The 24,673-nt window shown below is 67.8% G+C and carries 25 protein-coding genes; 18 read left to right on the top strand and 7 right to left on the bottom strand.

Translation table 11 applies throughout. The annotated features are described in order from the left end of the window. Positions 1-92: 92 nt before the first annotated feature. The 3 genes from WS89_RS03840 (at position 93) to WS89_RS03830 (ending at position 3,890) form a co-directional block, all read left to right on the top strand. Positions 93-815: a FadR/GntR family transcriptional regulator gene (locus tag WS89_RS03840; RefSeq protein ID WP_059789729.1), complete on the top strand. Its 723-nt coding sequence runs from the start codon at positions 93-95 to the stop codon at positions 813-815. Positions 816-990: 175 nt separating this feature from the next. Further along, on the top strand, positions 991-2,121 hold the full coding sequence (locus tag WS89_RS03835; protein ID WP_059789547.1) for an extracellular solute-binding protein: 1,131 nt from the start codon (positions 991-993) through the stop codon (positions 2,119-2,121). Further along, positions 2,118-3,890, top strand: a complete 1,773-nt coding sequence (locus WS89_RS03830; protein ID WP_059789546.1) for a diguanylate cyclase domain-containing protein — start codon at positions 2,118-2,120, stop codon at positions 3,888-3,890. The genes WS89_RS03835 and WS89_RS03830 overlap by 4 nt, the downstream gene beginning before the upstream one ends. A gap of 84 nt (positions 3,891-3,974) precedes the next feature. Here the strand turns inward: WS89_RS03830 and WS89_RS03825 are convergent, their stop codons facing one another. Both WS89_RS03825 and WS89_RS03820 read right to left on the bottom strand, forming a co-directional pair. Beyond that, entirely contained in the window at positions 3,975-4,274 is a 300-nt protein-coding gene (locus tag WS89_RS03825; RefSeq protein ID WP_059505405.1) for a DUF4148 domain-containing protein, read from the bottom strand. Between the two features lie 286 nt (positions 4,275-4,560). Beyond that, on the bottom strand, positions 4,561-4,818 hold the full coding sequence (locus WS89_RS03820; protein ID WP_006478949.1) for a hypothetical protein: 258 nt from the start codon (positions 4,816-4,818) through the stop codon (positions 4,561-4,563). 616 nt (positions 4,819-5,434) lie between these two features. On the opposite strand from WS89_RS03820, the gene WS89_RS03815 reads away from it, so the two are divergent. Both WS89_RS03815 and WS89_RS03810 read left to right on the top strand, forming a co-directional pair. Then, on the top strand, positions 5,435-6,331 hold the full coding sequence (locus tag WS89_RS03815) for a LysR family transcriptional regulator (RefSeq protein WP_059789545.1): 897 nt from the start codon (positions 5,435-5,437) through the stop codon (positions 6,329-6,331). A 118-nt stretch (positions 6,332-6,449) separates the two neighbouring features. Further along, positions 6,450-7,082, top strand: a complete 633-nt coding sequence (locus tag WS89_RS03810; protein ID WP_179949841.1) for a LysE family translocator — start codon at positions 6,450-6,452, stop codon at positions 7,080-7,082. 70 nt (positions 7,083-7,152) lie between these two features. Here WS89_RS03810 and yddG read toward each other — a convergent pair whose 3' ends face one another. Next, positions 7,153-8,094, bottom strand: a complete 942-nt coding sequence (yddG, locus tag WS89_RS03805) for an aromatic amino acid DMT transporter YddG (protein ID WP_156440510.1) — start codon at positions 8,092-8,094, stop codon at positions 7,153-7,155. 579 nt (positions 8,095-8,673) lie between these two features. Next, entirely contained in the window at positions 8,674-10,359 is a 1,686-nt protein-coding gene (locus WS89_RS03800; RefSeq protein WP_059789543.1) for a purple acid phosphatase family protein, read from the bottom strand. 321 nt (positions 10,360-10,680) lie between these two features. On the opposite strand from WS89_RS03800, the gene WS89_RS03795 reads away from it, so the two are divergent. The 7 genes from WS89_RS03795 (at position 10,681) to WS89_RS03765 (ending at position 15,969) form a co-directional block, all read left to right on the top strand. Then, entirely contained in the window at positions 10,681-10,980 is a 300-nt protein-coding gene (locus WS89_RS03795) for a YXWGXW repeat-containing protein (RefSeq protein WP_059789727.1), read from the top strand. Between the two features lie 226 nt (positions 10,981-11,206). Further along, positions 11,207-11,992 carry an RNA polymerase sigma factor gene (locus WS89_RS03790; protein WP_082741775.1) on the top strand — a complete coding sequence of 262 codons (786 nt, stop codon included), beginning with the start codon at positions 11,207-11,209 and terminating at the stop codon, positions 11,990-11,992. Next, positions 11,989-12,408 carry a hypothetical protein gene (locus tag WS89_RS03785; protein WP_059789542.1) on the top strand — a complete coding sequence of 140 codons (420 nt, stop codon included), beginning with the start codon at positions 11,989-11,991 and terminating at the stop codon, positions 12,406-12,408. The genes WS89_RS03790 and WS89_RS03785 overlap by 4 nt, the downstream gene beginning before the upstream one ends. Continuing rightward, complete coding sequence (locus tag WS89_RS03780; protein ID WP_059789541.1) at positions 12,405-12,908, top strand: periplasmic heavy metal sensor; 504 nt, start codon at positions 12,405-12,407, stop codon at positions 12,906-12,908. Before WS89_RS03785 ends, WS89_RS03780 begins: the two co-directional genes overlap by 4 nt. A 229-nt stretch (positions 12,909-13,137) precedes the next feature. Further along, positions 13,138-14,532, top strand: coding sequence for a DUF1800 domain-containing protein (locus WS89_RS03775; protein ID WP_059789540.1), 1,395 nt, complete (start codon positions 13,138-13,140; stop codon positions 14,530-14,532). A gap of 2 nt (positions 14,533-14,534) precedes the next feature. Continuing rightward, positions 14,535-15,692, top strand: a complete 1,158-nt coding sequence (locus WS89_RS03770; protein WP_059789539.1) for a DUF1501 domain-containing protein — start codon at positions 14,535-14,537, stop codon at positions 15,690-15,692. Positions 15,693-15,750: 58 nt separating this feature from the next. Continuing rightward, positions 15,751-15,969, top strand: coding sequence for a YXWGXW repeat-containing protein (locus WS89_RS03765; RefSeq protein ID WP_059505388.1), 219 nt, complete (start codon positions 15,751-15,753; stop codon positions 15,967-15,969). A 126-nt stretch (positions 15,970-16,095) separates the two neighbouring features. Here WS89_RS03765 and WS89_RS03760 read toward each other — a convergent pair whose 3' ends face one another. Further along, positions 16,096-17,292: a tyrosine-type recombinase/integrase gene (locus tag WS89_RS03760; RefSeq protein ID WP_059789538.1), complete on the bottom strand. Its 1,197-nt coding sequence runs from the start codon at positions 17,290-17,292 to the stop codon at positions 16,096-16,098. A gap of 296 nt (positions 17,293-17,588) precedes the next feature. Between WS89_RS03760 and WS89_RS03755 the strand changes: the two genes are divergently transcribed. After that, entirely contained in the window at positions 17,589-17,969 is a 381-nt protein-coding gene (locus tag WS89_RS03755) for a DUF4377 domain-containing protein (protein WP_059505384.1), read from the top strand. A gap of 9 nt (positions 17,970-17,978) precedes the next feature. On the opposite strand, the gene WS89_RS03750 is transcribed toward WS89_RS03755, so the two are convergent. Continuing rightward, a complete protein-coding gene (locus WS89_RS03750) occupies positions 17,979-19,364 on the bottom strand; it encodes a DHA2 family efflux MFS transporter permease subunit (RefSeq protein ID WP_059789537.1) in 1,386 nt (461 codons plus the stop codon). Between the two features lie 830 nt (positions 19,365-20,194). Here WS89_RS03750 and WS89_RS03745 point away from each other — a divergent pair. Then, positions 20,195-20,872, top strand: a complete 678-nt coding sequence (locus WS89_RS03745; protein ID WP_082741793.1) for a hypothetical protein — start codon at positions 20,195-20,197, stop codon at positions 20,870-20,872. Positions 20,873-20,883: 11 nt separating this feature from the next. Here the strand turns inward: WS89_RS03745 and WS89_RS03740 are convergent, their stop codons facing one another. Then, positions 20,884-22,110 (bottom strand): acyltransferase family protein, encoded by a 1,227-nt coding sequence (locus tag WS89_RS03740; protein WP_059789536.1) that lies wholly within the window; start codon positions 22,108-22,110, stop codon positions 20,884-20,886. Between the two features lie 492 nt (positions 22,111-22,602). On the opposite strand from WS89_RS03740, the gene WS89_RS03735 reads away from it, so the two are divergent. The 4 genes from WS89_RS03735 to infA all read left to right on the top strand — a co-directional run bounded on the left by WS89_RS03735 (position 22,603) and on the right by infA (position 24,601). Next, the gene (locus WS89_RS03735) at positions 22,603-22,839 is read left to right on the top strand and encodes a FitA-like ribbon-helix-helix domain-containing protein (RefSeq protein WP_059789726.1); all 237 of its coding nucleotides are present in this window, start codon (positions 22,603-22,605) and stop codon (positions 22,837-22,839) included. Continuing rightward, positions 22,826-23,242: a type II toxin-antitoxin system VapC family toxin gene (locus WS89_RS03730; RefSeq protein ID WP_257128112.1), complete on the top strand. Its 417-nt coding sequence runs from the start codon at positions 22,826-22,828 to the stop codon at positions 23,240-23,242. Before WS89_RS03735 ends, WS89_RS03730 begins: the two co-directional genes overlap by 14 nt. Positions 23,243-23,665: 423 nt before the next feature. Beyond that, on the top strand, positions 23,666-23,869 hold the full coding sequence (locus tag WS89_RS03725; protein ID WP_006483056.1) for a cold-shock protein: 204 nt from the start codon (positions 23,666-23,668) through the stop codon (positions 23,867-23,869). Positions 23,870-24,337: 468 nt separating this feature from the next. Further along, on the top strand, positions 24,338-24,601 hold the full coding sequence (gene infA / locus WS89_RS03720; protein WP_027780754.1) for a translation initiation factor IF-1: 264 nt from the start codon (positions 24,338-24,340) through the stop codon (positions 24,599-24,601). Positions 24,602-24,673: the final 72 nt, after the last annotated feature.

Genomic DNA, 24,673 nt, shown 5'->3' with positions numbered 1-24,673 from the left:
CGGCAGGGCGAACCGGCTTCGAACCAAATTGGTGTACCATTTTGGCGATCCGGTGCCGCAGCGGCGCCGGCCAGCCCGTTGCGAGCCTTTCGATGACCGATCTTTCCACCCTGTCCGCCAACCGCGACACCGATGCCGCGGACCGCTCCTATATCGGCCTTGCGCGACAGATTCACGCGATGGTGGCCGCCGGCGCGTTCGAGGCCGGCGCACGGCTGCCGTCGGAGCGCAGCCTGGCCGACCAGTTCGGCGTGAGCCGCACGCAGGTGCGCGAGGCGATCATCGCGCTCGAGGTGCAGGGGATCGTCGAGGTGCGGATCGGCTCGGGCATCTACGTGTCGGCGGCCGATGCCGCGCGGCCGGTGACGTTCGACGTGCCGCGCGGGCCGGGGCCGATCGAGACGCTGCGCGCGCGCGGGCTGATCGAGGCGGAAGTCGCGGCGCTCGCGGCGACCGAACGCAAGGATGCCGATCTCGATCGCCTGTTTTTCTCGCTGACGACGATGCGCGAGCAGATGAGCGACAAGGCCGCCTACGACGCGGCCGATCGCCAGTTTCACCTGCGAATCGCGGAATCCACCGGCAATACGGTGCTGCTGCACATGGTCACGGCGATGTGGGACTGCGCGCGCAGCGATCCGCTGTGGGACAAGATCGAGGAGCACTTTCACTCGACCGCATTGCGCGAGGCGTCGCAGGAGGATCACCAGCGAATCTTCGCGGCGATCATGGCGCGCGATGCAGACGGAGCGCGCGACGCGATGCGCGCCCACCTGTCGCGCGTGATCGCCGAATTCACGCAGGCCTGGCGCTGACGGTCGTATTCGCGTATTCGTGTAATCGCGGCCCGACGCGGGCCGATGTAATTGGGTCGCATTCCACCGTGAGGCCCGATGAAAATGCGCGATGTGCGGCTTGTTCCGATTGCGTGACCCTGCGTTTTATGGTCTCGTTGCGGGATATCGCATCGACTCGAAAAAGGACAGTCGAATGCAGCCGGGCGATTCACGCGGGGTGCGATTGATCAGGGGAATCGGCGTACGCACACGCGCCCGCGGCGCCGTGCGCACGCTGCGCATCGTATCGACGCTGGGCTTACTTGCGCTCGCTCTGCCAGCCTTCGCCGTCTCTCCCGAAACCGTCAACGACAACGTGCTGCGCGTGCTGGCCTGGCCCGGTTACGCGGACAGCGATATCGTCAGCGCATTCGAGGCGCAGTTTCACGTGCGCGTCGAGGTGACGCTGGTCGATTCCGACGAAGCGCTGTGGACGCGGATGCACGGCGCTTCGCCGCCGCCTTACGACGTGCTCGCCGCGAACACGGCAGAGATCCAGCGCTATGCGCGCGAACACCTGCTCGCGCCGATCGACCTGTCGCGCATCCCGAACCGGCGGCGGCAATTACCGAATTTCCAGCAGCTCGCGACGATTGGCGGGCTCGTGCAGGACGGCGCATCGTACGCGATCCCGTTTACGTATTCGTCGATGGGGCTGATCTACGACCGCAAGCAGGTGCCGGCCGCGCCGCACTCGATGCGCGAGCTGTGGAATCCGCGCTATCGCGGCAAGGTGCTCGACTTCAACAGTGCGCAGCACAATTTTTCGTTCACGGCGCTGGCGCTCGGCTATCCCGATCCGTTCCGCCTGTCGCCCGCCCAGACGCTCGTCGTGGCCCGCAAGCTGATCGACCTGCGCCGCAACCTGCTGACGTATTACACGCTTCCTGAAGAAGCGACCGCGCTGTTCGTCCAGCATCGCGCGGCGCTGATGTTCGGCAACTACGGCACGCAGCAGGTCGAGCAGTTGCGTCGCGCCGGCGCGGACGTCGGCTACGTGATCCCGGACGAAGGCGCGCTCGCGTGGCTCGATTGCTGGGCCGTCACGCGCGGCGCGCTTCGTCCCGAGCTTGCATTCGCATGGATCAACTACATGCTCGAACCGGCGATCGGCGCGCTGCTGACCGAGCGTCAGGGGCTCGCAAACACGCTCGAGCCGCCGCGCGGCCTGGATACCGGGCATCAGCATCTCGTGTGGCTTCAGCCCGTGGAAGACATCGCGCGCCGCGAGTCGCTGTGGAGCCGCATCGTGTCGGGCGATCGGCCGGAGCGGTTCGGAAAATGATCCGGCTCGGGCTCACGTCGAAGCTGTCGGTGCTGTTCGCGTGCATCGGCGTGATCGCGTCCGGCACGACCGGCTACTACGCGTATCGCGCCAACCGCGCGATGCTCGTGCAGGAGGCGCAGCACAGTCTGCTGATGTCGACGCAACTGCTCGGGCAGCGCTTCACGACCGCGCTCGCCGACGTTGCCGACGATGCGCTCGTGCTCGCGCAGTTGCCGTCTTCCGCGTTCGTCGCGGGCGGCGACCATCCGGACGCCGCGCGACGCATGCGGCTCGAGCAGGTGTATTACAGCTTCATGAGCAATCACGCGGAATACCTGCAGATCCGCCTGATCGCGAGCGGGCATTTCGGGATCGAACGCATTCGGCTCGATCGCGATGCGCACGGCATCGTCGTACTGCCAGAAAGCGTGTTTCAGGAGAAAGGGCAGTTCTCCTACGTATTCGATACGCTCGCGACGGCGCCCGGCCATATCTACCTGTCGCCGATCGCGATCAATCACGAGACGGGATCGCATGCGGCCGAAGGCCTGCCGATCCTGCGCGTGGGGACGCCGGTGACCGACGCATCGGGCCGGACGGTCGGGGCACTCGTCGTCGATGTTGAACTCTCTCGGGTGTTCGCCCGGCTCGAACGCGATCTGCCGGATGACTATGGGATCTATCTCGCGAACGAGTGGGGCGATTTTCTCGTGCATCCCGATCCGCAGCAGACGTTCGGCTTCGATCGCGGCCGGCGCGTGCTGATGCAGGACCGCTTCGCCGGTACGCGCGCACTGTTCGACGGCGAGCGCACGAACGTGACGCTCAATGGGCTTGCCCAGCCCGACGAGGCGCCGGGACAGATGTTCGCGTTCGTGCGCACGCCGTTCGGGCACGACGAGCGCAACCGCTTCGTCGTGCTCGGGATGGCCCGCCCGCTCGCGGACGTGCTCGCGCCGGCCGGCATGCTGGGCGAACGGATCGTCAGGATGGTGCTCGTATCGAGCGTGCTGGCGGTGATTCTCGCGATCCTGTTCGCGCGGGCGATCACGCGGCCGCTGCAGACGCTCGCGCGTGCCGCGACGCACGTGTTCGACGATCCGGCAGCCGAACGGCTGCCCGTTGCGCGGGCCGACGAGATCGGCGTGCTCGCGCGCTGTTTCGACAGCATGCGCGTCGAGATTCGCACGCAGATGGCGATGTTGCGCGCAAAGCAACTGGAACTGACACACCTCGCCGGTCACGACCCGCTGACCGGCCTGCCGAATCGCCTGCTGTTCATGGAGCATCTCGATGCCGCGATCCGGCATGCGGCCGCGGTGGGCGAGGGGCTGGCGGTGATGTTCGTCGATCTCGACCGCTTCAAGCAGATCAACGACCAGCACGGGCACTCGGCCGGCGACCGCACGCTCGTCACCGTCGCCAAGCGGTTGAGCCAGGTGCTGCGCAGCGGCGACATGGTGGCGCGGCTCGGCGGCGACGAATTCATCGTGCTGATTTCGGACGTGCGTTCGCCGGCGGTGATCGGCGATGTCGCGACGCGCATCCAGATCGTGATGGCCGAGGAACTGGAGTTCGACGAAGGACGCATGGCCGTCGGCGCGAGCATCGGCGTCAGCGAGTTTCCGGCGGATGGCGCGTCGGCCGAGGAGTTGCTCGTCAAGGCCGACGCGGCGATGTACGCGGCGAAGGCGTCCGCGCAGTGCGTGTGCGTGCGCTATCAGGATTTGATGCGTGGCGGCGTGCCTGACGAGACTGGCCGCGTTGCGTCGGGCGGCAACCGCTGACGGCGCGCCGGAACGCAACGAGCCCGTCGCTGGACGGGCTCGTCTCCGGTGCGGGCCGCACGCGCGTGGCGCGCAGCGGCACGCTTAGTGGCCGAAGTAGACCGAGTCGCGCGGGTTCCGTGCGCGGCCGGCCGGTGCGCCACTCTCGACGGCTGCGGCCGGTTGCGAACCGAAGCCGCTGTTGTCGATGCCATGCACGCGGGCTTGCGCGGCCTGGATGTCGGCCGGGTAGTACGGGCTCGACTGGCTGGGCTTGTAGCCGGCGTTCTCGAGCTGGACCAGTTCGTTGCGCACCTGGGCGCGGGTCACGGTGCTTTGTGCGAATGCGCCGAACGAGGCGGACAGCGCGACGGCGGCGGCGACTGCGGAAACGAGCGATTTCATGATGACCTCCGATGTTTATTGGCTTTCCGCGTTCGACACCATGTCGTCAGCGGTTGATTACATCGTAGGCGCCGGCTTACCTAGGGTAAACGTGAGTTTGAGTGAAAGATCGTTGCGCTCGGAGTAATAATTTCGAGGCAGACATGTACTGTCCCCATGCTGTATTGCGGAGATTGCAGGCAATACTGGGAAAGTGAAGGGCGGGATGTCGTGCACGGGCGCACAGGCGCGCACCCGGCTGCGCAGGACCGGCGAATGTCTCGCGGCGGGATCGCGTCAGGGCTGCTCAGACCCCGTCGTCGTCGATTTCCTTGCGCTCGCGGCGTTCCTCGTTGCCGCGGCGCGCGCGCAGTCGCTGGCGCGACAGGACGGCGATCACCTGCTGGGTCGGCGCGCCGGAGGGCAGCTCGTTGCGGATGCGATCGGGGACCATCGGCAGGCCCGCGCGCTGCCGGCGCAGCGCCTTGGCGATCGCGCGGCGGCATTCGTCGCCATGGCAATCCCATTCATCGCGGATTCTCTGACAATAACGGCATTGTTCCATCCATCTAGTCTAACGCGTCTTCGGAATTGAAGCAGGGCTTGGCGCCGGACGTACCATGCGTCAGGCGGCAGAGGCGCCGGCGGCTCCGAATGCAGGCGCTGGGCAGACTGAACCGGACTACGAATCAAGTGAGCCGGAACGGTTCGCCTACAACTTCGGTTTTCCATCCTTCTCCATACGGAATCCTTGCGCGTGGACGGGGCCGGCGCGCGTCATCGGAGCGACCAGATACCCCAGATCGCGATCAGCAGGCCAAGGCCCAGTCCGCAGCCCAGCAACACATAGGTTTCCATTTCGTGCCTTTGAAAACATGGCAACGCCGACGTCGACATCGGCATACGTGCAGCAAAACCGGTCCCGTATCGGGCCGTCCGTGGCGGCGATACGCCCGGTCTGCGAATACTGCGCGTTGCAGCTTTCAGAACGCATGTGCGATCGGTTGCATGCAGCGTGCCGGCAGTTCGATCGTGCGCCGTACCCGAGCGTCGCGCGAGGCATTCGGCGCGCGCGTGGCGAGGTGCGCCTGTCGGCTGCGTGACCGTCGCATCGGTTCAATATAATTCAAGTCGATCGGTCGCTTCATGTACGACATACAACCCCCGAACAAGGAAACCCGATGACGCTCGCCCAGTTGCAGGCACTGGCCGCCGTGGTCGAACTCGGCTCGCTGACGGCCGCGGCAGACCGGCTCAGCCGCAGTCAATCCGCGATCAGCCACGCGCTGACGGAGCTGGAGGACATCACGCAGGTCAAGCTGCTCTGGCGCGACCGGCAGCCGGTCGTCCTGACGGCGGCCGGCGAACGCCTGTGGCCGTATGTCCAGAGCGTGGTGCGGGAAGCACAGATGCTGCGCCAGCAGTTCAGCCTGTCGCGCGGCAAACTCGAAGGGAAGCTGGTGGTCGCGTCGCTGCCGAGCGTGTCGCTGGCGTTCGTCGTTCCCGCGCTCGAGGCGTTGAAGGAGATGCACCCCGGCGTATCGGCGGTGCTGCTCGAAGGGACGGACAGCGAAGTCGAAGGGTGGATCGACGACGGGACGGCCGACGTCGGCGTGGTCGCCGGCGCGAAGACGTTCGCGCACAACCTGCCGTTGCTCGACGAGGATTTCGTCGCGGTGGCGGCCGACGACAGGTTCGTTGGCCGCAAGAGCGTGTCGGCCAGACAGTTGGCCGGGGCGCCGTTCATTTTCTCGAAGGCGGGATGCGGGCCGGTGATCGCGGATTACTTCGCGCGCGGCGGCGTACCGCTTCGGGCCGCGTTCAACGTGGTCGAGATGCGCACGATCCTGTCGATGGCGGAGGCCGGCATGGGCGTATCGATCGTGCCGCGCATCACGCTCACGTACACGCCGTTCGGCGGCCGCGTGCTGGCACTGTCCCCGCGGCTGCATCGCTCCGTGCGATTGGCGTGGAATACCGCCGGCAACGCGGTTACCGACGCGTTCGTGCGGCTCGTCGACGCACAACGTGCGAAGGCGGAAAAGGCGATTCGGACGCGCGCGAAAAAGGGCCGATAGCAACTGGCGCGCACGATGAACGGCGCTCATGAGGGGCTTGCAGTTTATTCATGCCACCGATGGCCGAGATGCAATACATTGTTCGAACCTCGTTGTCGTTGCCATGAAGGAGCATGCCGTGCCGGCCTTGCCCACCCTCGTTGCGTTCGGACTCGTGTCGCTCGGTATGGTGCTGACGCCGGGACCGAACATGATCTATCTGGTGTCGCGCTCGATCTGCCAGGGCCGCCGCGCCGGGCTGGTGTCGCTCGGCGGCGTCGCGCTGGGATTCGTGTTCTACATGGTGTGCGCGGCAGTGGGCATCACCGCGCTGGTGATGACCGTGCCGTATGCGTACGATGCGCTGCGCGTGGCCGGCGCGCTGTATCTGGCGTACCTGGCGTGGCAGGCGCTGAAACCGGGTGGGCGCTCCGCATTCCAGGTCCGGCAGTTGTCGCACGACAGCCGCGTCAGGCTGTTCGCGATGGGCTTCGTCACGAATCTCGCGAACCCGAAGATTGCGGTGATGTATCTGTCTTTGCTGCCGCAATTCGTCGTGCCGGGGCACGGCAGCGTGCTCGCGCAATCGCTGGCGCTCGGCTGCGTGCAGATCGCGGTGAGCGTCAGCGTCAATGCGCTGATTGCCTGCGCGGCCGGGTCGATCGCGGGTTTTCTTGCAGGGCGGCCGCTCTGGGCCGCGGTTCAGCGCTGGTTGATGGGGACGGTGCTGGCGGGGCTGGCCGTGCGGATTGCGCTGGAATCGCAGCGTTAGGGCGCGGCGGTCGACGCGTCGGCGCATGGCCGGCCGCGATCCGGCCTTCCGTTGAAGGTACCGGCCATCGTCACCCGTGGCAATTGCCTTCGGCCTCCTTGGCGATCCGCACGGGCTCGGCCTCGTCGCGCCGCCTGCGCGTCGCGAGCCAGCACAGGATCGAGCCGCCGCACACCATCGCCGCGCCTTGCCAGAATTCGGCCGACAGCGGCGCATCCAGCAGCGCGGCGGCGAAGGCGGCGGCGAGCACCGGCGTGAAGTACGATGCGCCGACGATGATCGTCACGTTGCCGTGCATGATGCCCGTGTTCCAGGCCGCATAGCCGAACCCGAGCGCCGACGCCGCGAGCACGATGTACACGACCGCGTGAAAACTGAACGTCATGCCGCCGCCGCCTTCGATCGCGAATTTGATCCACAGCACCGCGGCGACCAGCATGAAGAACGGCGTGACGCCGTTCTTGCCGTCGGCGATGCGCGCGGTCACCGTGCAATAGCCGGCCCAGATCAGCGCGCCGAAGAACGCCAGGCCGTAGCTGAGCGGATTGTCCGCGACGTTGCGCAGCATGTCCGCCGGATCGAGCCCCTGGCCGCCGCCGAGCACCCGGCAGATGCCGAGCATCGACAGCAGGACGCCGGGCACGACCAGCAGGTTCGCACGCTGCTTGTTGAACACGATGGCGGCGACGAGCGTGAGGCTCGGCCACAGATAGTTGACCATCGCGACTTCGATCGCTTGCCGACCGTTGCTCGCGTAGCCGATCGACAACGCCAGGCACAGCTCGTACGACACGAACAGCAGCCCGCCCCACAGCAGATAGTTTTTCGGAAATCGGCTCAGGTCGGGGAAGCCGATCGAGAACACCAGAAGCACGGATGCCACCGTATAGATCATCGCCGCGCCGCCGGTTGCGCCGAGGCTTTCGCTGACCCCGCGAACGAGCGCGACCACCGAGGCCCATAACAGCACCGCGCCGAGCCCGATGAGCGTTGCCTTGTTCTTGCGTTTCATGCGTGCTGCCTGTTTCAACATGCCCATTCGATTTCGGATGATGTGAGTCCGCCTGCGCGTGCCGCCATCACGAACGGCGAGACAACGGGAAGATTTCGCGGGAAACGCGCATTTTACGGTGGGGCGGCGGTTGCAGCGACGCAGGTGGATCGGCGCGTACGATCGATTGGGTCGCGCGAGCCGATCGCACGTAGTCGATACGCCACGCGGCGCCGATTCCCGATCGCGCGGGTCCGATCGCGTCGAGCATCGCATTCCCGTCGGACCGAGCGTGGTGACAAGGAGGAAGCCGGGTTCCTCGGTCGACAGATCGATCGGCGGTCGGCCGCCGGTCGCATCGCGAATTTCGAGCCGTCGTTCGTATGGACCTACGCCGATGTCGCGATGTGCTTGCCGCAGCATCGTTGCGATGGCATGGAATACGCCGGCCGAAGGAGGAGGCGGACGCGTGCGAATGCGGTATTCGAAACGCATCCGCATGGACCGGTGTGCGCGGCGGCAGTGCAACTTGCGCCGCACCTGCCGTCCGCCGACGGTAACGCATCGGGCGCCCGCCGCGGCGAGCACCCGATGCGTCGATCACCGCTCGCGCCGCTTCTTGCTCAGCTCGATCGTCTCGAACAGTTCGTACTGCGCGGTCGGGTGCTGATCGGCGCCCGGCGCATGGTAGTAGCGCATCGTGATCGTCGTGTGGCCGCCCGGTTTGCCCGGATCGTGGTCGAACACCGCGATTCCGTAGCCGGTGCCCGTATCGCGGCGCGCGGACCAGATCGCGTCCTCGAGCGCATCGGCCGGCTGGCGTACGAACGTGTTCGGCGCGGTGCCCGGCACCGGCCGGTTCGGCTTCGTGAACACCTTCGCCTGCGCGAAGCCGGTCGACGGGTTTTCGCCGTACACGTCGAGCGGCGCGCTGGTGCCGCCGCCGCCGAGGATCAGGTGGATCGTGCCGTGGCTCGTGTCGAACGTCGTACGGTTCGGATCGTTCGAGCCGACCGGCCGCGGCTGCAGCGTCTCGACCACTTCGCCGGTTTTCGCATCGACGCCCGCGCGGTGATTGCAGCCGCGCACCGGGTAGCTGCGCTCGTAGTCGTGATCGTGGCCGCACAGCACGAGATCGACGCCGTAACGGTCGAACAGCGGCAACCACGCTTCGCGAATGCCCTTGTCGGACCCGTTGCCCGTCTTCGACGAACTGAGCGCGTCCTGATGCATCTGCACGACGATCCAGTCGATGTCGTCGTCATGCGCGGCATGACGCAGCGTGCGCTCGAGCCAGCGCGTCTGCTCGCCGTTGCTGTAGCCGCGCACGTAGAACGACGTGCCGGGCTCGATCGGCGGGCGGCCGGTGCTCGCGGCCGGCACGAGCGGCGCAGGGCCGCCGACGAACGCGGCGGCATCCTGGTACACGACGTCGTCGGCGTCGAGCGACACGAACAGCACGGAGCTCACGCGGAAGCTGTACCAGCGGCCCGGGAAATGCGTGCCGTTCTCCGGCAGCGTATAGCGTGCAAGGTACGAGTCGAGCCCCTGCGGACCGTTGTTGAATTCGATCTCGTGATTGCCGGGGCATGGCATCCACGGACGATTCGCGGCTGACGTCTGGTTGTTGTTGCCGAAATCGCGCCACACGTCCGGCTGGTGCGCCGGGTTCAGGTTCGCGTAGCAGAGGTCGCCGTTCAGCAGGTGGAACAGCGGCTGGAACTGCTCGACGGCCTGCACCGCGAAGCGGCTCTGCGGCGACGACAGCACCCACGCGCCGTTCGGCGTCGCGAGATCGCCGTAGCTCGTGAAACGAAACGGCGCCCGGCCGCGCGGCGCGGTCGAGAAATTCGCGGAAAACGGCTGCGCGGCATTGCTGTCGTTGTCGGCGGTGATCTCGTAGCGGTAGCGCGTATCCGGCTTCAGCCCGTGCACGCGCGCGTGGTACGCGAACACGGTCTCGCCGTTCAGGCCGTCGGTGTACAGGCGCTGGACGCCGTGCACGGTGCGCGCCGGCTCGCCGTCGGCGACGATGCGCGCGCGCGGATTGACGGCCGCGGCGAGCGACGCCCACGAGATGACGACTTCGGACGTCGGGTCGTTGCCCCACGTCAGGTGAACCTGCTCGGGTGTGCCGTCCGGATTCGACGCGGCGGCACGGGCTGCCGCGAGCCCGCCGGCGGCGGTGGCGAGGCCGGAGACGCCGGCAAGTTTCAGGAAGCCGCGACGCGACACGGAGGCGGCCGGCTCGTTCGGCTGGTCAGGGAGAGTGTCCTGGTTCGACATGGTCGGTGTTTTCGTTGAAGGGACGCGAGACGTGGAACCGCGCGGCCATGCGCGAACACGGCCGGGGCGTGGGCCGGAAACGAGCGGGATCCCGGTCGCATGCATTGTCGAAGGGCAGTTTTGCCGCGTTGTGACAGTGCCGCAACCCTGCGCCTGCGGCGGCCGATGTGCAGGGGCGCGCGTCGCGGCCTGCGATCCGCTTCCGCGCACGTTCGATTCCCCGAAATTAATTTGCCGATACCGCGACGGATTTCTCCCGCTTGCTCCGTTTAACGCATGAACGACCGCTTCCGGTCGATGCCCGTTATTTCGGAGTCTTTCATGAAACTTTCTGTTCCATTGCGATTGGCCGCCGGTTGCCTGGCTGCGCTCGCGACGTCGGCCGCATTCGCGCAGGCCGTCATCGTCGCGCCTTACGCGCCGCCGCCGCCGCGCGTCGAAGTGATGCCGGCCCCCCGTGCGGGTTACGTCTGGGATCAGGGGCACTGGCATTGGCGGCAGGGCCGCTACGTATGGATTCCGGGCCACTGGCAGGTCGCGCGCGTCGGTTACCGCTGGGTGCCCGGACACTGGGCCGCGCGCGGCCCGGCCTGGCGCTGGGTGCCGGGCCAGTGGGCCTGACGTGCACGCCGGCGCGCGGCACGCGGTGCCGGCGCAGCGGATTTTTCACGCAACATCATGAGTCGTGGCGATGCCTTTTCGAACCATCGTGATACTGGCGGTCGCAGCCATCGTGCTGGCCGGCTGCGTCGTGGTGCCGGCCCGTCCGGTGTATTACCGGCCCGCGCCGGTCGTCGTATATTGAGCGCGCCGGCCGACGGTCGCGCGGCCGGCCGACAGGATCGACATGCGGCGCGAACCGGATGTCGATGAAATCGGCACGGCCGACGCCGTGTGCGATGCCGGGCGCGATGCGCGCGGCGTCGACGAAGGGGCGGCATGGCGCCGTCCGGCGATGGCCCGACGCATGCAAGGAGAGCACGACGATGAGCTTCAGCCGGGCGGCGGGGATCCCTGCCGTGACAGTGCGGCGCCCGCGCGCCGCGCGACGGAGCAGGCGACGTTGAACGATCGCGGCGACCGCGATCCGGACGCGGAACTCGTTGCGCGCGTCGGCGCGCGCGATGCGTCGGCGGTACGCGTGCTCGTCGCGCGCAAGCTGCCGCGGCTGCTCGCCCTGGCGACGCGCATGCTTGGCGACCGGAACGAAGCCGAGGATGTCGCGCAGGAGACGTTCCTGCGAATCTGGAAGCAGGCGCCGCGCTGGCGGGAAGGCGAAGCCCGCTTCGACACGTGGCTGCATCGCGTCGTGCTGAACCTGTGCTACGACCGGTTGCGAGGCCGCCGCGAGGAGCCCGTCGACACGCTGCCCGACGTGCCCGACACGCAACCGGAGCCGGCCGCGCATGCGGAACTGCGTTCGCGCGACGCGCGCGTGCGGCGGGCGCTGGCCGCGTTGCCGCCGAGGCAGCGGGAAGCGCTGGTGCTCCAGTACTATCAGGAAATGTCGAATGTGGAAGCGGCCAACCTGATGGGCATCACCGTCGATGCGCTGGAAAGCCTGCTTGCCCGTGCGCGGCGCAACCTGCGCGCGCAACTGGCCGGCGACCCACCTAGCGAGGACAAGCGATGACACCCGAACGATTTCGTACCATCGTCGCCGCGTACGGCTCGGACGCGCGGCGCTGGCCGGCCGGCGAGCGCGCTGCCGCCGAGGCATGGGCGCATGCGAACCCGCGCGAAGCGCTGCTGGCGCTCGACGAGGCGGCCGACCTCGACGCATGGCTCGCATGCGACACGGTCGCGCCGCCCGCGCCGGCGCTCGTCGAGCGCATCGTCGCAACGGCGCCCGCGCCACAGCGCGCACGCCGGCGCGGCGCCGTATGGTGGTCGGGCGCGGCGTTCGCCGGCGTCGGCCTGGCCGGCGCGCTCGCGGGGGCGGTGGCCGTGTCGATGCTGATGCTCGGCAGCGCGCCGTCGGTACAGCACGAGCCGGGCTATCTGACGACGACGTTCGGCGGTCCGAGCGTGGACGGGGGCGACGAATGACCGAGCGCGGCTGGAAATTCACCCTCGTCGGCTCGGTCGTGCTGAACGTGTTCATGCTCGGCGCGATCGGCGGCGGCGCATATCAATGGTTCTCGACCTACCGCGACCAGCATGTGCCCGGCACGCCCGCATCGCGTACCGCGTTGCGTTTCGCGGCGGATGAATTGCCCGATGCGCGCCAGCGCGAGTTCGCCGCCGTGCTGAAGGCGGCGCGCAAGAGCGGCCGCGATTTCGCACGAGAAGGGCGCGACGGCCGGATCACCGTGCTGGACCTGCTTGCCGCGCCGCAACTCGATCGCGCGGCGATCGACGCCGCGCTCGACCGTACGCGCGCGGCCGACACCGCGCTGCGGGCGCAGGTCGAGCGCAGCGTCGTCGAATTCGCGGCGACGCTGACGCCCGACGAGCGCGCGAAGTTCGTCGACGGGTTGCAGCGCAGCGGCAACTGGCGTTTGCCGCCGAAGCTGCAGAAGAAGCCCGACGCATCGGCGAGCGAGTAAAAGGAAACCGTGCGCGGGCGGCCCGCGATTCGATCTGCGTGTTGCTCGCGCGTCATGCGTATGCCGGTTCCGGCGAGTCGCGCGGTCGTCGTCCGTTGACGATGCATGCCGCCGTGCTGCGAAACTTCCGCCTGCCGTTTCCCCGATCGCAAAAAATATTTCCCCTCCCGCGACGGATTTCCCGGTGCCCTTACGTTGAACGTGAGTACGCACCGCAAGAGAGCCCGTCATGGACCACCCGAACGACTCCACGCCGGCCGCGATCGCGCTGAACCGTTTCGGCCTCGGCGCGCGAGCCGACGAAGCACCGCCCACCGACCCGAAGGCCGCCTTGCTTGCCCAGTTCGACCGATACGACGCACGGCCGGCCGCATGGGCCGGCGAGCCGGACGCGGTCACGCTCGCGACGCGCTTCGCGAACACCCGCAACGCGATGACGAGCGACGACGCGGCCGCCAAGCGCGCAACCGCGCAGTCGATCCGCCGCGACGGCTACGACGCGTATCGCAGCGCAGTCGCCGCGCGCATGAACAGCGCGCTGAGCACGCCCGCGCCGTTCGTCGAGCGTCTCGTGCATTTCTGGGCGAACCATTTCGCGGTATCGGTCGACAAGGGGCAGGTGGCCGCATACGCGGGCGCATTCGAACGCGACGCGATCCGCCCGCACGTGCTCGGCCGTTTCGAGGACATGCTCGTCGCCGTCGAGCAGCATCCGGCGATGCAGACGTTCCTCGATCAGGCGCGCTCGGTCGGCCCCGACAGCCCGGCCGCGCTGCGTGCGCAAGCACGCAATCCTTCCGCGAAGCGAGGGCTCAACGAGAACCTCGCACGCGAAATCATGGAGCTGCATACGCTCGGCGTGCGCACCGGTTACACGCAGGCTGACGTAACGGAATTCGCCCGCGCATTGACCGGCTGGAGCATCGCCGGCGGCCGCGGGCCGCAACCGGGCGATGCAGCACCCGGCGCATTCGTGTTCCGCCCGAATCTGCACGAACCGGGCACGCGCACGGTGATGGGCCGCACCTACGATCGGCCGGGCGAAGCGCAGGCGCGCGCGATCCTGCACGATCTCGCGCGATCGGAGGCGACCGGCCGGCACATCGCATTCAAGCTCGCCCGTCATTTCGTCGCCGATACGCCGCCGCCCGCGCTGACCGAACGGCTCGCGCGTGCGTTCGATGCGAGCGGTGGCGACCTGCCGGCCGTCTATCGCGCGCTCGTCGACGCGCCCGACGCGTGGTCGCCGGTCGACCGCAAGTTCAAGACGCCGTGGGAGTGGGCCGTATCGTCGCTGCGCGGGCTCGGCTGGCGCGACACCGGCGATCTGAAGGCCGCGCCGCTGCTGGCTCAACTCGGCCAGCCGGTGTGGCGGCCGGGCTCGCCGGCCGGCTACGACGACGTGGCCGCGAGCTGGGCCGCGCCCGACGCGCTCGTGCGCCGCGTCGAGATCGCGCAGCGTCTGGCCGCGCGCACGGGCGACCGGCTCGACCCGCGCACGCTCGGCAACACGCTGCTCGCCGGTTCGATGAGCGCGCCGACCGCGACCGCGCTCGCGCGCGCCGAAAGCGCGACGACGTCGCTCGCGCTGCTGCTCGTGTCGCCCGATTTCCAACGGAGATGACCATGGCACTGTCCCGCCGACAATTTCTCAGCGTTGCCGCCGCCGGCACGGGCGCGATCCTCGTTGCGCCGCGGATCGTGTTCGCGAATGTCGACACCGACCGGCGCTTCGTGTTCGTGATCCAGCGCGGCGCGGCCGACGGCCTGAACATCGTCGTCCCGTACGCGGAGCCCGCGTATGCGTCGCTGCGCGGCCCGCTCGCGATCGACACGGCGGCCGCGACGAAGCTCGACGGTACGTTCGCGCTGCATCCGTCGCTCGCGCAGACCGCGCAGTTGTATCGCGACGGCCAGGCGCTGTTCGTCCATGCGATTGCATCGCCGTATCGCGACCGCTCGCATTTCGACGGCCAGAACGTGCTCGAAACGGGCGGCCGTGCGCCGTACCAGGTGAAGGACGGCTGGCTGAACCGGCTCGCCGCGCTGCTGCCGGCGACGCGCGACAGCGCGATCGCATTCGCGCCGACCGTGCCGCTCGCGCTGCGCGGCACGGTGCAGGCCGCGTCGTATGCGCCGTCCGGCTTACCGGCCGCGCCGGACGATCTGCTCACGCGCGTGTCGGCGCTCTACGAAGCCGACGCGCAGCTCGGCCCGTTGTGGCAAGCGGCGATGGAGGCGCGCGGTCTCGCCGGCGATGCGCATGCACGGCAGGACCCGGCCGGCGTCGGCAAGCTCGCCGCGACGTTTCTCGCGCGCGACGACGGCCCGCGGATCGCGATGATCGAGACGGGCGGCTGGGATACGCACAGCGCGCAGAACGCGCGGCTCGCGAATCAGTTGAAGGCGCTCGACACGATGCTCGCCGCGTTGCGCGACGGCCTCGGGGCTGCGTGGCGGCAGGCCACGGTGCTGGTCGCGACCGAGTTCGGCCGGACGGCCGCCGCGAACGGCACGGGCGGCACCGATCACGGGCAGGCGTCGGTCGCGATGCTTGCGGGCGGCGCGGTGGCAGGCGGCCGTGTGATCGCCGACTGGCCGGGGCTGCGGCCCGGCGATCTGTACGAGGGGCGCGACCTGAAGCCGACTGCGTCGCTCGACGCGCTGATCGCGGGCGCGGCTGCCGAAAGCCTGCGGCTCGATCCCCGCCGCACCGCGGCAGCGCTGTTCGCGGAAAGCGGCGCGACGCGGCCGATGAGCGGCCTGATTCGCGGGGCCGCGTGACGCGGCACGTATCGGCGATTGGCCCCGCCGATCGATTACACAACAGGGAGAATCGACAATGAAGATCCGATCCGTTTCGCTCGCCGTGCTGGCGAGCGCGAGTGCCGTGCTGATGTCCGCGTGCGTGGTCGAACCCGTGCGGCCGCCGCAGCCGGCGCCCGTCGTCGAGGTGGCGCCGCCGCCGCCCGCGCCCGGCTATCGCTGGGCCAAGGGGCATTACCGGTGGGCCGGCAATCACTGGGCGTGGGTGCCCGGGCACTGGGTGGCGGTGTACTGACACGGCAAGCGTGTCGACGTGTCGTGCGGCGAGATCAACGTGCCGGAGACGCGCGACCGTGCGAAGTGCCGCAGCAACGGTGGATCCGGCGGGATCGACCTCGTCCGTCGAGCGGCGGAACGCAGTCTAGTCCCACCCGATCCGGTGCTTCTCTTCCGTCTCGCGATGGCGCCAGTCGTCGTCCGCGTGAAGATACTGGCTCGTCGTCGTGAGCGACACATGGCCGAGGTTGTCGCGCACGAGCCGCAGGTCGACGCGGCCGTCGGCCATGTGCGAGCCCGCGCTGTGACGCAGCCAGTGCGCGGACGCCTGTTCGAGCACGCGCGCCGGTTGTTCGCCGGCATCCCCTCGAGCACGCAGCCGGTCGGCCGCGAGCCGGAACACCTGCTTCACGATCCGGTGCAGCGCCGCGCGCGTGAGCGGCTTGCGCGTCTGGCCGAACGGCAGCACGAGCGGCGTCGGTTCGTCGTCGAGCGGCAGCGCGGGCAGGCCGTGCGCGCGCCGGTAGCGCGCCAGCTCGGCCATCATCTCGTCGGTGGCCGGCACGAGCCGCTGCCGGCCGCCTTTGCCCGTCACGTCGAGCCACCAGCGCTCGTGCCCGTTCGCATCGCGCCGGCAGAAGAATCGCCCCATCGTCGTATCGGCCGCTTCGGTGATGCGCAGCCCGCCGAGATACAGCAGCGTGAACAGCCAGCGTGCGCGATCCGCATGGAAGCATGCGCGGGCATCGTCGCGCGGCATCGCGGCGATCGCGTCCTTCACCGATTGCCACAGCGGCTGCCCGAGATGGCGCGTGACGCGCGGCGAGGGCCGGCGCTGCCGCTGTCGCGACAACGCGAGCGGATTGCCGGCCAAATAGCCGGCCTGCACGAGCCACGAGAACATCACGTTCAGGATCACCAGCGCCTGCCGCTGGCTGGCTGCCGACAGCGGCCCGTAAAACGGCCGCCAGCGCGGATCGTCGCGCGGATGCTTGCGGCCGCCGTTCGCGCACCACAGATCGGCCGGCGCGGGCGCAAGCAGGAACTGCCGGTAGACCGCGAGATCCTCGTGCGTGAGCGACGACAGCGGCTTGCCGCACGCGATCACGGCCCACAGCAGCAGGCGTTCGGCTTCCTTGCGGTAGTTCTGGAACGTGGTCGGCGTATCGACGAAGCGGGCGAGCCACGCGCGCACGGCGTCGAGGTCGTTGGTCGCGGCGATCTGCGGATGCGCGCTGCCCGAGCGGTTGGTGCCCGTGCGTCCGTCGAGCGCGGCCGGCACGGCCAGCGTATCGATCGGCAGCGGGCGCAGCGCGGTGTCGGACGGAACGGATAAGGTCATGCGAAGGGAACGCGCCGTGCGAACCGCGCGGGCTTGGCCTGGGGGACGAACGCGGCGCGCCAAGGCGTATCGGAAAGCGTCGATGGTACACGATCGCCGCACGGTGAAGCCGCCGTCGACGGCGATCGCGTAGCCGGCGATGATGCGCGCGGCGGCGCCGGAACAGCGTAACGTATCGGCTCGCGCGCGACATCCGATGAATGAGCGTGCTCGAACGCGCTCCGTAAGGTGTTCGTGAACCTTCTCGCCGGGCGGCTCGTCTAATTGGCCCTTCAACGCTCCCGGAGGCATATCAGATGATTCGCAAGATCCGAACGCTGCTTGGCGCGGCCATCCTGGCCGGCAGCACGCTCCTCGCCGGATGCCAGACCGATGCGGCGGCCACCGCGTCGAACGCCGCCCGCCCGGCCGACGGCGAGCCCGTGGCCAAGACCGTCTACGTCGCGCCGCAGTCCGCGCGTTGCACGGGCGTCGCGCCGATGGAGTGCCTGCAGGTGCGTAGCAGCCCGAGCGAGCCGTGGAGCCTGTGGTACGCGGGGATCGAAGGGTTTGCGTACCAGCCCGGCTACCTGTACACGCTCGAAGTCGACGAATACCGCGTCGCGCGGCCGCCGGCCGACGGCTCGTCGATCCGCTGGGTGCTCAAGCGCGTCGTCGAGCGCCGCCAGGTGAACTGACGGCCGCGATCACGCGGAAGGGCGCGCCGCCGCACCGGCCGGCGCGGCCGTATCGATCCGCCGGAACACGACGGACGACAGCAGGGTCACCGCGCCCATGCACGCGAACGACAGCATGAACCCGTGCGCCGTCGAGCCCCGATAGGCGGCGAACAGATTGACGAGCCCGCCGCCGATCGACACGCCCAGCCCCATCGCGAGCATCTGCATCATCGTGAACAGGCTGTTGCCGCTGCCCGCGTCGGCGTGCGACAGCCCCTTGAGCGTCACGCCGTTCATCGCCGCGAACTGCATCGAATTCGCCGCGCCGAACACGATCAGCAGCACGCCTTCCAGCACCGGCGCGGGCCGCGCCGACACCAGCGCGAACCCCGCGATCGCGCAGCCGACGATCCCCGTATTCACGACCAGAAACGCGGCATAGCCGAAGCGCTTCACGAGCGGCGCGATCCACCGCTTCGCGATGACGCCCGCGATTGCGGCCGGCAGCATCATCAGCCCCGATCGCAGCGGCGTATAGCCGAGCTGCACCTGCATCAGCAGCGGCAGCATGAACGGTACCGAACTCGTGCCGATCCGGCACAGCAGGTTGCCGAGCAGCCCCGACCCGAAGTTCGGCTCGCGGAACAACCCGAGCCGGAACAGCGGCTGCGTGCGTCGCCGCGCGTGGGGCAGGTACGCCAGCGCGCTCACCAGGCCGAGCCCGGCGAGCGCGGCAGACCACGCGGCGCGGTGCGTGGACATCGGCGGGTCGATCGCGAGCGACAGCGCGATCATCGCAGCCGACAGCAGCGCACAGCCGACGAAGTCGAACGGCGGCGGCTGCGTCGCCTGGTCGTGCGGCAGATAGCGCTGAACCGCGATGAAGCCGATCACGCCGACCGGCACGTTGACGATGAACACCCAGTGCCACGAAATCGCCTGCGTGAGCCAGCCGCCGAGCGTCGGCCCGACGATCGGGCCGAGCTGGCCGGCGATCGACACGAACGCGATCGCCGCGACGTACTGTTCGCCCGGCACGCGGCGCAGTACGGCGAGCCGCCCGATCGGCAGCAGCATCGAGCCGCCGATGCCCTGCACGGCGCGCGCGACGACGAGCTGGCCGAGCGTGTGCGATGCCGCGCAGCCGATCGACGCGAGCACGAACACGAGGATCGCGACCGAGAACACGCGGCGCGTGCCGAACCGGTCGGCGAGCCAGCCGGAGGCCGGCGTGAGCATCGCCATCGTGAGCGTGTAGACGACCACGACGGGCTGCATCGCGAGCGGCGACGCATGCAGGCTTTGTGCGATCGAGGGCAACGCGGTGTTGACGATCGTCGTATCGAGCGACTGCATGAAGAAGGCAGCGGCGACGATCCAGAGCAACGCGGAATGTGTGGGTTCCCGGGACATGGCGAAATCGGTGGTACGAAGGTCGGTGCCGGTGCAGGGTCGTGCGGCGCCCGCTCGATGGTACCGATTCCGCCGGTCGTCGGGAAGCGGTCTCGCCAACCGCATCGGGGACATGATCCGGCTTTCCGCTTCTGCATCCGTTCGACGACGTCGCACGACCTGAGCCGACCGGGCTCGCGCAGCATGTCGCGCGTGGCCGGACAAGATGCATGCGCATGCATCGGTATTCATCCTGCTTCGTCGCGCCGGATCGTGCATCGGCGACGCCCGGGCCCGGCACGAAGCTGCATTTTTGCAACGCATTTTCAATGCGCCGTTCCGTATGCGACCGATCGCAACGGCAACGCGCGTGCGCTGACGGCCGTCCGGCTTCGCTCCGCGGGCATTGCGCCATCAATGCGCGGTTGACACGCAACACGGTACATCGCGTGTTTGGGTGTCGCTCGCCGAATACGGATACGTTCATGAAACATTTCCGCTCGATTGCGACTCGCGCCACCACCTGTGCCGACTGATGGCGCTTTTTCCGCTTCGGTCAGCGCCGCATGGCACACCCTTTGCGGTTCACCCGATGCCGCCCGCGCCGACGAATTTCGCCAGAACGATCCGCGCATCGGCGGCATGTAACGACATCGAAACAAACGGGGAACCGGATCGGGTCGCGCGCGCCGTGTGCCACGGTGCATGCGCAGCGCGTGTCGTATCGGCCACGCGCACCGCGCAACGCGCTCCGATCCGTCGAACAGCAAGCGTGCTTGCAAGGTGTCGTGCCGGGGTTCGCATCGCGCATCGCGACGAAGGCCGCGTGTGCGTCGCGTCGCGCCCGGCACATGTCGGGGGAGGCGCCCGTGAAAACGACGGTGAATCAATGGGCAGCGGTCGCGGCGATGTTCGTCGCGAGCGCGCATGCGCAGGAAATCTACCTGCAGGGCGGCACGCAGGGCGTCGGCATCGGGGCGGCCGTGAGCTTCAATTCGATGCTGGGCGCGCACGCGGATTTCAACGCGATCGATCTGACACATGACTTCACGGTAGCCGGCAATCGCTATCAGGACGACCTGAAGCTGCGCCAGGGCGGCCTGTATGCCGATGTCTTTCCGTGGCGAGGCAGCGGCTTTCGCGCGACGCTCGGGTTGCGCTTCAACGACGACGAGCTTCACGGCGTGTCCGTACCGACCAACGGAACCTACGTATTCGGCGGCAAGCGTTATCCGGCGCTTCCGGGCATGTACGCGGTCGCGCAAGCGCGTTATCCGACCGTGATGCCGTATGTCGGAATCGGCTACGGGCATCGGCCGGCGTCGAAAGGGCTCGGGTTCGTTGCCGATATCGGCGTCGCGTACGGGATACCGAAATGTTCGTACACGCTGTCGCCGGCACTGGCCGCGGCGGCCGGACCGGCGAAGAGCCAGGTGCTGATCGCGAGCGGGCTCGACTCGCTGCGGCAGACGATGTCGCGCTATCGGTGGTATCCGGTCCTGCAGATCGGCATCTCGTACCGTTTCTGAGCGCGCACGGGTCACGGCGTGACCGTTTGACGCTCGCGAGCGGGCTCCGCCGCACGGCGTGCCGGGCGGGCGTCGTGGCGCTTTGCGATGAACGGATGCTCGACGTAGCGGTAAGTCAGCAGCGCACAGAAGACGGCAACCAGCGCGCACGCCAGCGCGAGCGCCCAGATGCCTGAATCGTCGACCGAATTGATCGGGAAAACGAAATGGTTGAACGCGTGAACGATCATGTACACGATCACCATGTGGATCATGTAGATGCTGAAACTGGCGGTGCCGAGCAGCGCGAGCGGCCGGGTCTTGAGCACGCCGTAGAACGTGTTCCCGCTGGCGATGCAGAGAAACGCCGGTAGCAGCGGCAGTGCGCCCGCGATCGAATACCGTTCGGCGGGAGACGGAGACATCGCGAGAATCAGCAGCGCGACCGTCGCCGCCGGTTTCGTGGCGAGCCGCGCACGGACCGCGGGGTGCCGCGACACCTCGTAGGCCACCGCGCCGAACGCGAACAGCAGCGCCATGCCGCCGGGCGGCCCGAACAGCGCCGCGCAGGCCGTGACGATCGCGAGCGCAAGCAGCTTGCGCCACGCACGCGTGGCGACGAACCACGCGAGAAACGGAACGGCGACGTAGAACCGCCATTCGTAGGCGAGGGTCCACCAGACGCCGCTCAGATACGGCGTGCGCTGCGCCCCGTTGATCGGGAACGCGCCGAACCAGCCGAGCGAAACGGTCTTGAGCAGGTCGGCCAGCAACTGCGTCGGTGCGTCGACGGCATGGCGGGGAAACCAGTAAAGCGTGCAGACGACGATGACGGCCGCGTAAAACAGATAGAGCGGCGCGAGGCGTCGTACGCGTCCGACGAAAAAGGTCCGCACGTCGAGCGTGCCTCTGCATGCGCGTTCCCAGAACAGCAGGCCGGTGACCATGAAGAACATCGCGACGGGAATCGTCCCGAGATTGCGCAGGAAGTCGGTGCCGGCGCCCCAGACGCCGGTCGACAGCAACGCCTGGTTGCACGCGAAATGATGGAACACCACGGAGGTGGCCAGGAGGCCGCGAAACCCGTCGAGATTGCGATAGCGCATCGACAGCGACTTGTCGACGGCCGCTCGGTAGAACGGCACGTGCCGGGCAACCAGCCACGCGATGATCGCCACGGCCGCAACGCATGCCGGGAAGTAGAGTTTGTCGGGTGTCGGGGAGAACAGGGTTTCCAGAGAGGGCGTAACGAAGTCCACTGAAGAGCGTCTCGTGTCTTGGATCGGGATTTCAGGCACGGAGGGTCCGCGTCGATGCAAGGTCTTCTGCGCGCTTCGCACGGCGTTCGATCGCCGGTCTTGTGATCCGATGGTATCAAACGATGGCGACGGCCGCGGCCGGTTGTGCAACACGATGTTTCAGCGCGAATCGAGGCGACGGCCGGATTCGTGACGCTTGTCGCCGACGGTGCTCGCGGCGCAAATCCCGTTCCTCGCCGGCCGGGCATGCGTCGTGATCGACGGCGCTCGACTGGCCATCCGGCCGGCTTCCACGCCGTCCCGCTCCGGCTTACCTTGAGCGACAGCAGTTCGATGCGTCGGACCGGCGGCGGAAGATGGACGAAATTCTTGTCGTCGATTGCCGCAGGTCCGCGCCGACTCAGTGGTCCGTCCGGCCATGAAGGTGATAGCAATGCTTGCAATTTACCTTCATGGCGCTATCATTGATAGCAAATCTGGATGGAGGTACTCATGGCAAATCTTCTGGTGCGTAACGTGGATGACACTATCGTTCAAAGCCTGCGCGAGCAGGCAGCGGCCAATGGCAGGAGCGCCGAGGCCGAACACCGGGCCATTCTGGCCGACGCGCTCGGCCGGCCGAAGCGGCGGACTTTCGCGCAAGTGCTGATGAGCATGCCGGAGGTTGGCGAAGACGCGGATTTCCAACGTATTCAGGATTCAGGCGAGGTCCGGCGTGTTTTTGATTGATTCGAACGTCATCAGCGAAATCAGGAAGGGCAAGCGAACCAACCGCGGCGTGCGGGCGTTCTTCAGGCAGGCCGAAGCGGACGCGAGCCCGCTTTACCTGTCGGTCGTGACGGTGGCCGAGTTGCGGCGCGGTGTCGATCTGATCCGTCATCGCGGCGATCACAGCCAGGCGTCGGCGCTCGAGGCCTGGATCGCGATGATCCTGTCCGGCTATGCGCCGAACATCCTGCCGGTCGATATCGAGATCAGCCAGATGTGGGGGCATTTGCGTGTGCCCGATCCGACGCACGAACTCGACAAGCTGATCGCAGCCACCGCGCTGATCAACGATCTGACGGTCGTCACGCGCAACGTCGACGATTTCGCCCGCACCGGCGTCCGGTTGCTGAATCCGTTCGACTAGCGTCGCGGCGGCCGCCCGACGTCGTGTGAAGTCGGGCGGCCAGGCTAGCGCACGACGTCTGGCTCTCGTGGCCGGTTCGACACGGCCGCCACATTTCGCGCCCCGGGCACCGAATCGTCTGCCGGCGCGCTTTCGCGGCGCAACTCCGCCTTTTACCGTCCATGCTCCCGTCCCGACAGACGATGTAACGCGCTCGACCGATCGGCCTCCTTGACGGCGCCTGAAGGTCCGCGCTTGTGCGCTGCATCAAAATAACTTGACGAGGCGGTCGTTACCGCGTAGTGTCCGAGACCGAAGTCGTCAAGAAGTCCGATTGCTCATCATTGGCCGCACACCGTGCGGCAGTCGTTGGTCTCTCCCTCTTTGATTCTTTCTGTGCCCGTCGCGGGCGCATGTTCAATTATTTGTATTAAGGAAGTATTTGTGGATACCGGTACCGTCAAGTGGTTCAACGAAACCAAGGGCTTTGGTTTCATTTCCCCGGACAACGGCGGCGACGATCTGTTCGCCCATTTCTCGGAAATTCGCGGCACGGGCTTCAAGACCCTGGCCGAAGGCCAGAAGGTCAGCTTCGAAGTGAAGCGCGGCCCGAAGGGTCTGCAAGCGTCGAACATCACGCCGCAGTAAGCCGCATCGGCAGCGGTCGCCGAGCGGCGGCCGCTGCCGGATGGAGTATCGCGCGGGGCGCCGCATGACGGCGGCCTGTGCGTTCCGATGCGCACGACCGATGCATCGCGACATTCACGATGCATCGGTCGTGACGCCTCCCCCATCGCATGCGTGACCCGCGTGCGACGCAACGCCCTCGCGAAGCGCCTGGCGCTTCGCCTGCGCATCACCGCTTCAACGCATCAACCCGAGCAGGCCGCCGCCATGCCCCGTAGCCGGCGCGGTCCCGACTTGCGCGGCGCTCATTGCGCCGCCGCCACCGACCGCCCGAACGCCGCAACGCGCCGGGCTCCGATCGCAAGACAGGCCAGTGGCCCGTCTGAACGAACCGATCCCGGCCGCCTGCCGGCCGCCGTCCCGTTTGGGGGAGCCGGCGCCGGGCAGTCGCCGCGGCCGCGGTCAATCACCTTGTCTGGAGGAATTGGTTTGGCAAAAGAAGAACTGCTGGAACTGGACGGAATCGTCGACGAAGTGCTGCCGGACAGCAAATACCGTGTCACGCTGGAAAACGGCGTCGTGGTCGGCGCGTACGCGTCGGGCCGCATGCGCAAGAACCACATCCGCATTCTCGCGGGCGATCGCGTGACGCTGGAACTGTCGATGTACGACCTCACCAAGGGCCGCATCAACTTCCGGCACAAGGACGCGAACTCGCCGCGTCCGCCGCGAAGCGGCCAGCCGCGCCGCTGAGCGGCCACGACCGGTGCGCATCCGCGCGCACCGGTTGACACCTGTTCGGCCGGATGAACCGGATGAACGGCG

The organism is Burkholderia sp. MSMB1072 (genome assembly GCF_001524725.1).
Lineage (GTDB): Bacteria > Pseudomonadota > Gammaproteobacteria > Burkholderiales > Burkholderiaceae > Burkholderia.
The sequence above is the reverse complement of the archived record's forward strand: the minus strand, read 5'-3'. Positions and strand labels throughout refer to the sequence as shown.

Excerpts from the sequence above, each read along its gene's own strand:
- WS89_RS03755 (WP_059505384.1), top strand. The coding sequence starts at position 17,589 with ATGATTCGCAAGATCCGAACGCTGCTTGGCGCGGCCATCCTGGCCGGC.
- WS89_RS03745 (WP_082741793.1), top strand. The coding sequence starts at position 20,195 with ATGTCGGGGGAGGCGCCCGTGAAAACGACGGTGAATCAATGGGCAGCG.
- WS89_RS03795 (WP_059789727.1), top strand. The coding sequence starts at position 10,681 with ATGAAACTTTCTGTTCCATTGCGATTGGCCGCCGGTTGCCTGGCTGCG.
- WS89_RS03790 (WP_082741775.1), top strand. The coding sequence starts at position 11,207 with ATGCGGCGCGAACCGGATGTCGATGAAATCGGCACGGCCGACGCCGTG.
- WS89_RS03820 (WP_006478949.1), bottom strand. The coding sequence starts at position 4,818 with ATGGAACAATGCCGTTATTGTCAGAGAATCCGCGATGAATGGGATTGC.
- WS89_RS03770 (WP_059789539.1), top strand. The coding sequence starts at position 14,535 with ATGGCACTGTCCCGCCGACAATTTCTCAGCGTTGCCGCCGCCGGCACG.
- WS89_RS03830 (WP_059789546.1), top strand. The coding sequence starts at position 2,118 with ATGATCCGGCTCGGGCTCACGTCGAAGCTGTCGGTGCTGTTCGCGTGC.
- yddG (WP_156440510.1), bottom strand. The coding sequence starts at position 8,094 with ATGAAACGCAAGAACAAGGCAACGCTCATCGGGCTCGGCGCGGTGCTG.
- WS89_RS03775 (WP_059789540.1), top strand. The coding sequence starts at position 13,138 with ATGGACCACCCGAACGACTCCACGCCGGCCGCGATCGCGCTGAACCGT.
- WS89_RS03765 (WP_059505388.1), top strand. The coding sequence starts at position 15,751 with ATGAAGATCCGATCCGTTTCGCTCGCCGTGCTGGCGAGCGCGAGTGCC.
- WS89_RS03800 (WP_059789543.1), bottom strand. The coding sequence starts at position 10,359 with ATGTCGAACCAGGACACTCTCCCTGACCAGCCGAACGAGCCGGCCGCC.
- WS89_RS03760 (WP_059789538.1), bottom strand. The coding sequence starts at position 17,292 with ATGACCTTATCCGTTCCGTCCGACACCGCGCTGCGCCCGCTGCCGATC.
- WS89_RS03785 (WP_059789542.1), top strand. The coding sequence starts at position 11,989 with ATGACACCCGAACGATTTCGTACCATCGTCGCCGCGTACGGCTCGGAC.
- WS89_RS03750 (WP_059789537.1), bottom strand. The coding sequence starts at position 19,364 with ATGTCCCGGGAACCCACACATTCCGCGTTGCTCTGGATCGTCGCCGCT.
- WS89_RS03840 (WP_059789729.1), top strand. The coding sequence starts at position 93 with ATGACCGATCTTTCCACCCTGTCCGCCAACCGCGACACCGATGCCGCG.
- WS89_RS03780 (WP_059789541.1), top strand. The coding sequence starts at position 12,405 with ATGACCGAGCGCGGCTGGAAATTCACCCTCGTCGGCTCGGTCGTGCTG.
- WS89_RS03835 (WP_059789547.1), top strand. The coding sequence starts at position 991 with ATGCAGCCGGGCGATTCACGCGGGGTGCGATTGATCAGGGGAATCGGC.
- WS89_RS03825 (WP_059505405.1), bottom strand. The coding sequence starts at position 4,274 with ATGAAATCGCTCGTTTCCGCAGTCGCCGCCGCCGTCGCGCTGTCCGCC.
- WS89_RS03815 (WP_059789545.1), top strand. The coding sequence starts at position 5,435 with ATGACGCTCGCCCAGTTGCAGGCACTGGCCGCCGTGGTCGAACTCGGC.
- WS89_RS03735 (WP_059789726.1), top strand. The coding sequence starts at position 22,603 with ATGGCAAATCTTCTGGTGCGTAACGTGGATGACACTATCGTTCAAAGC.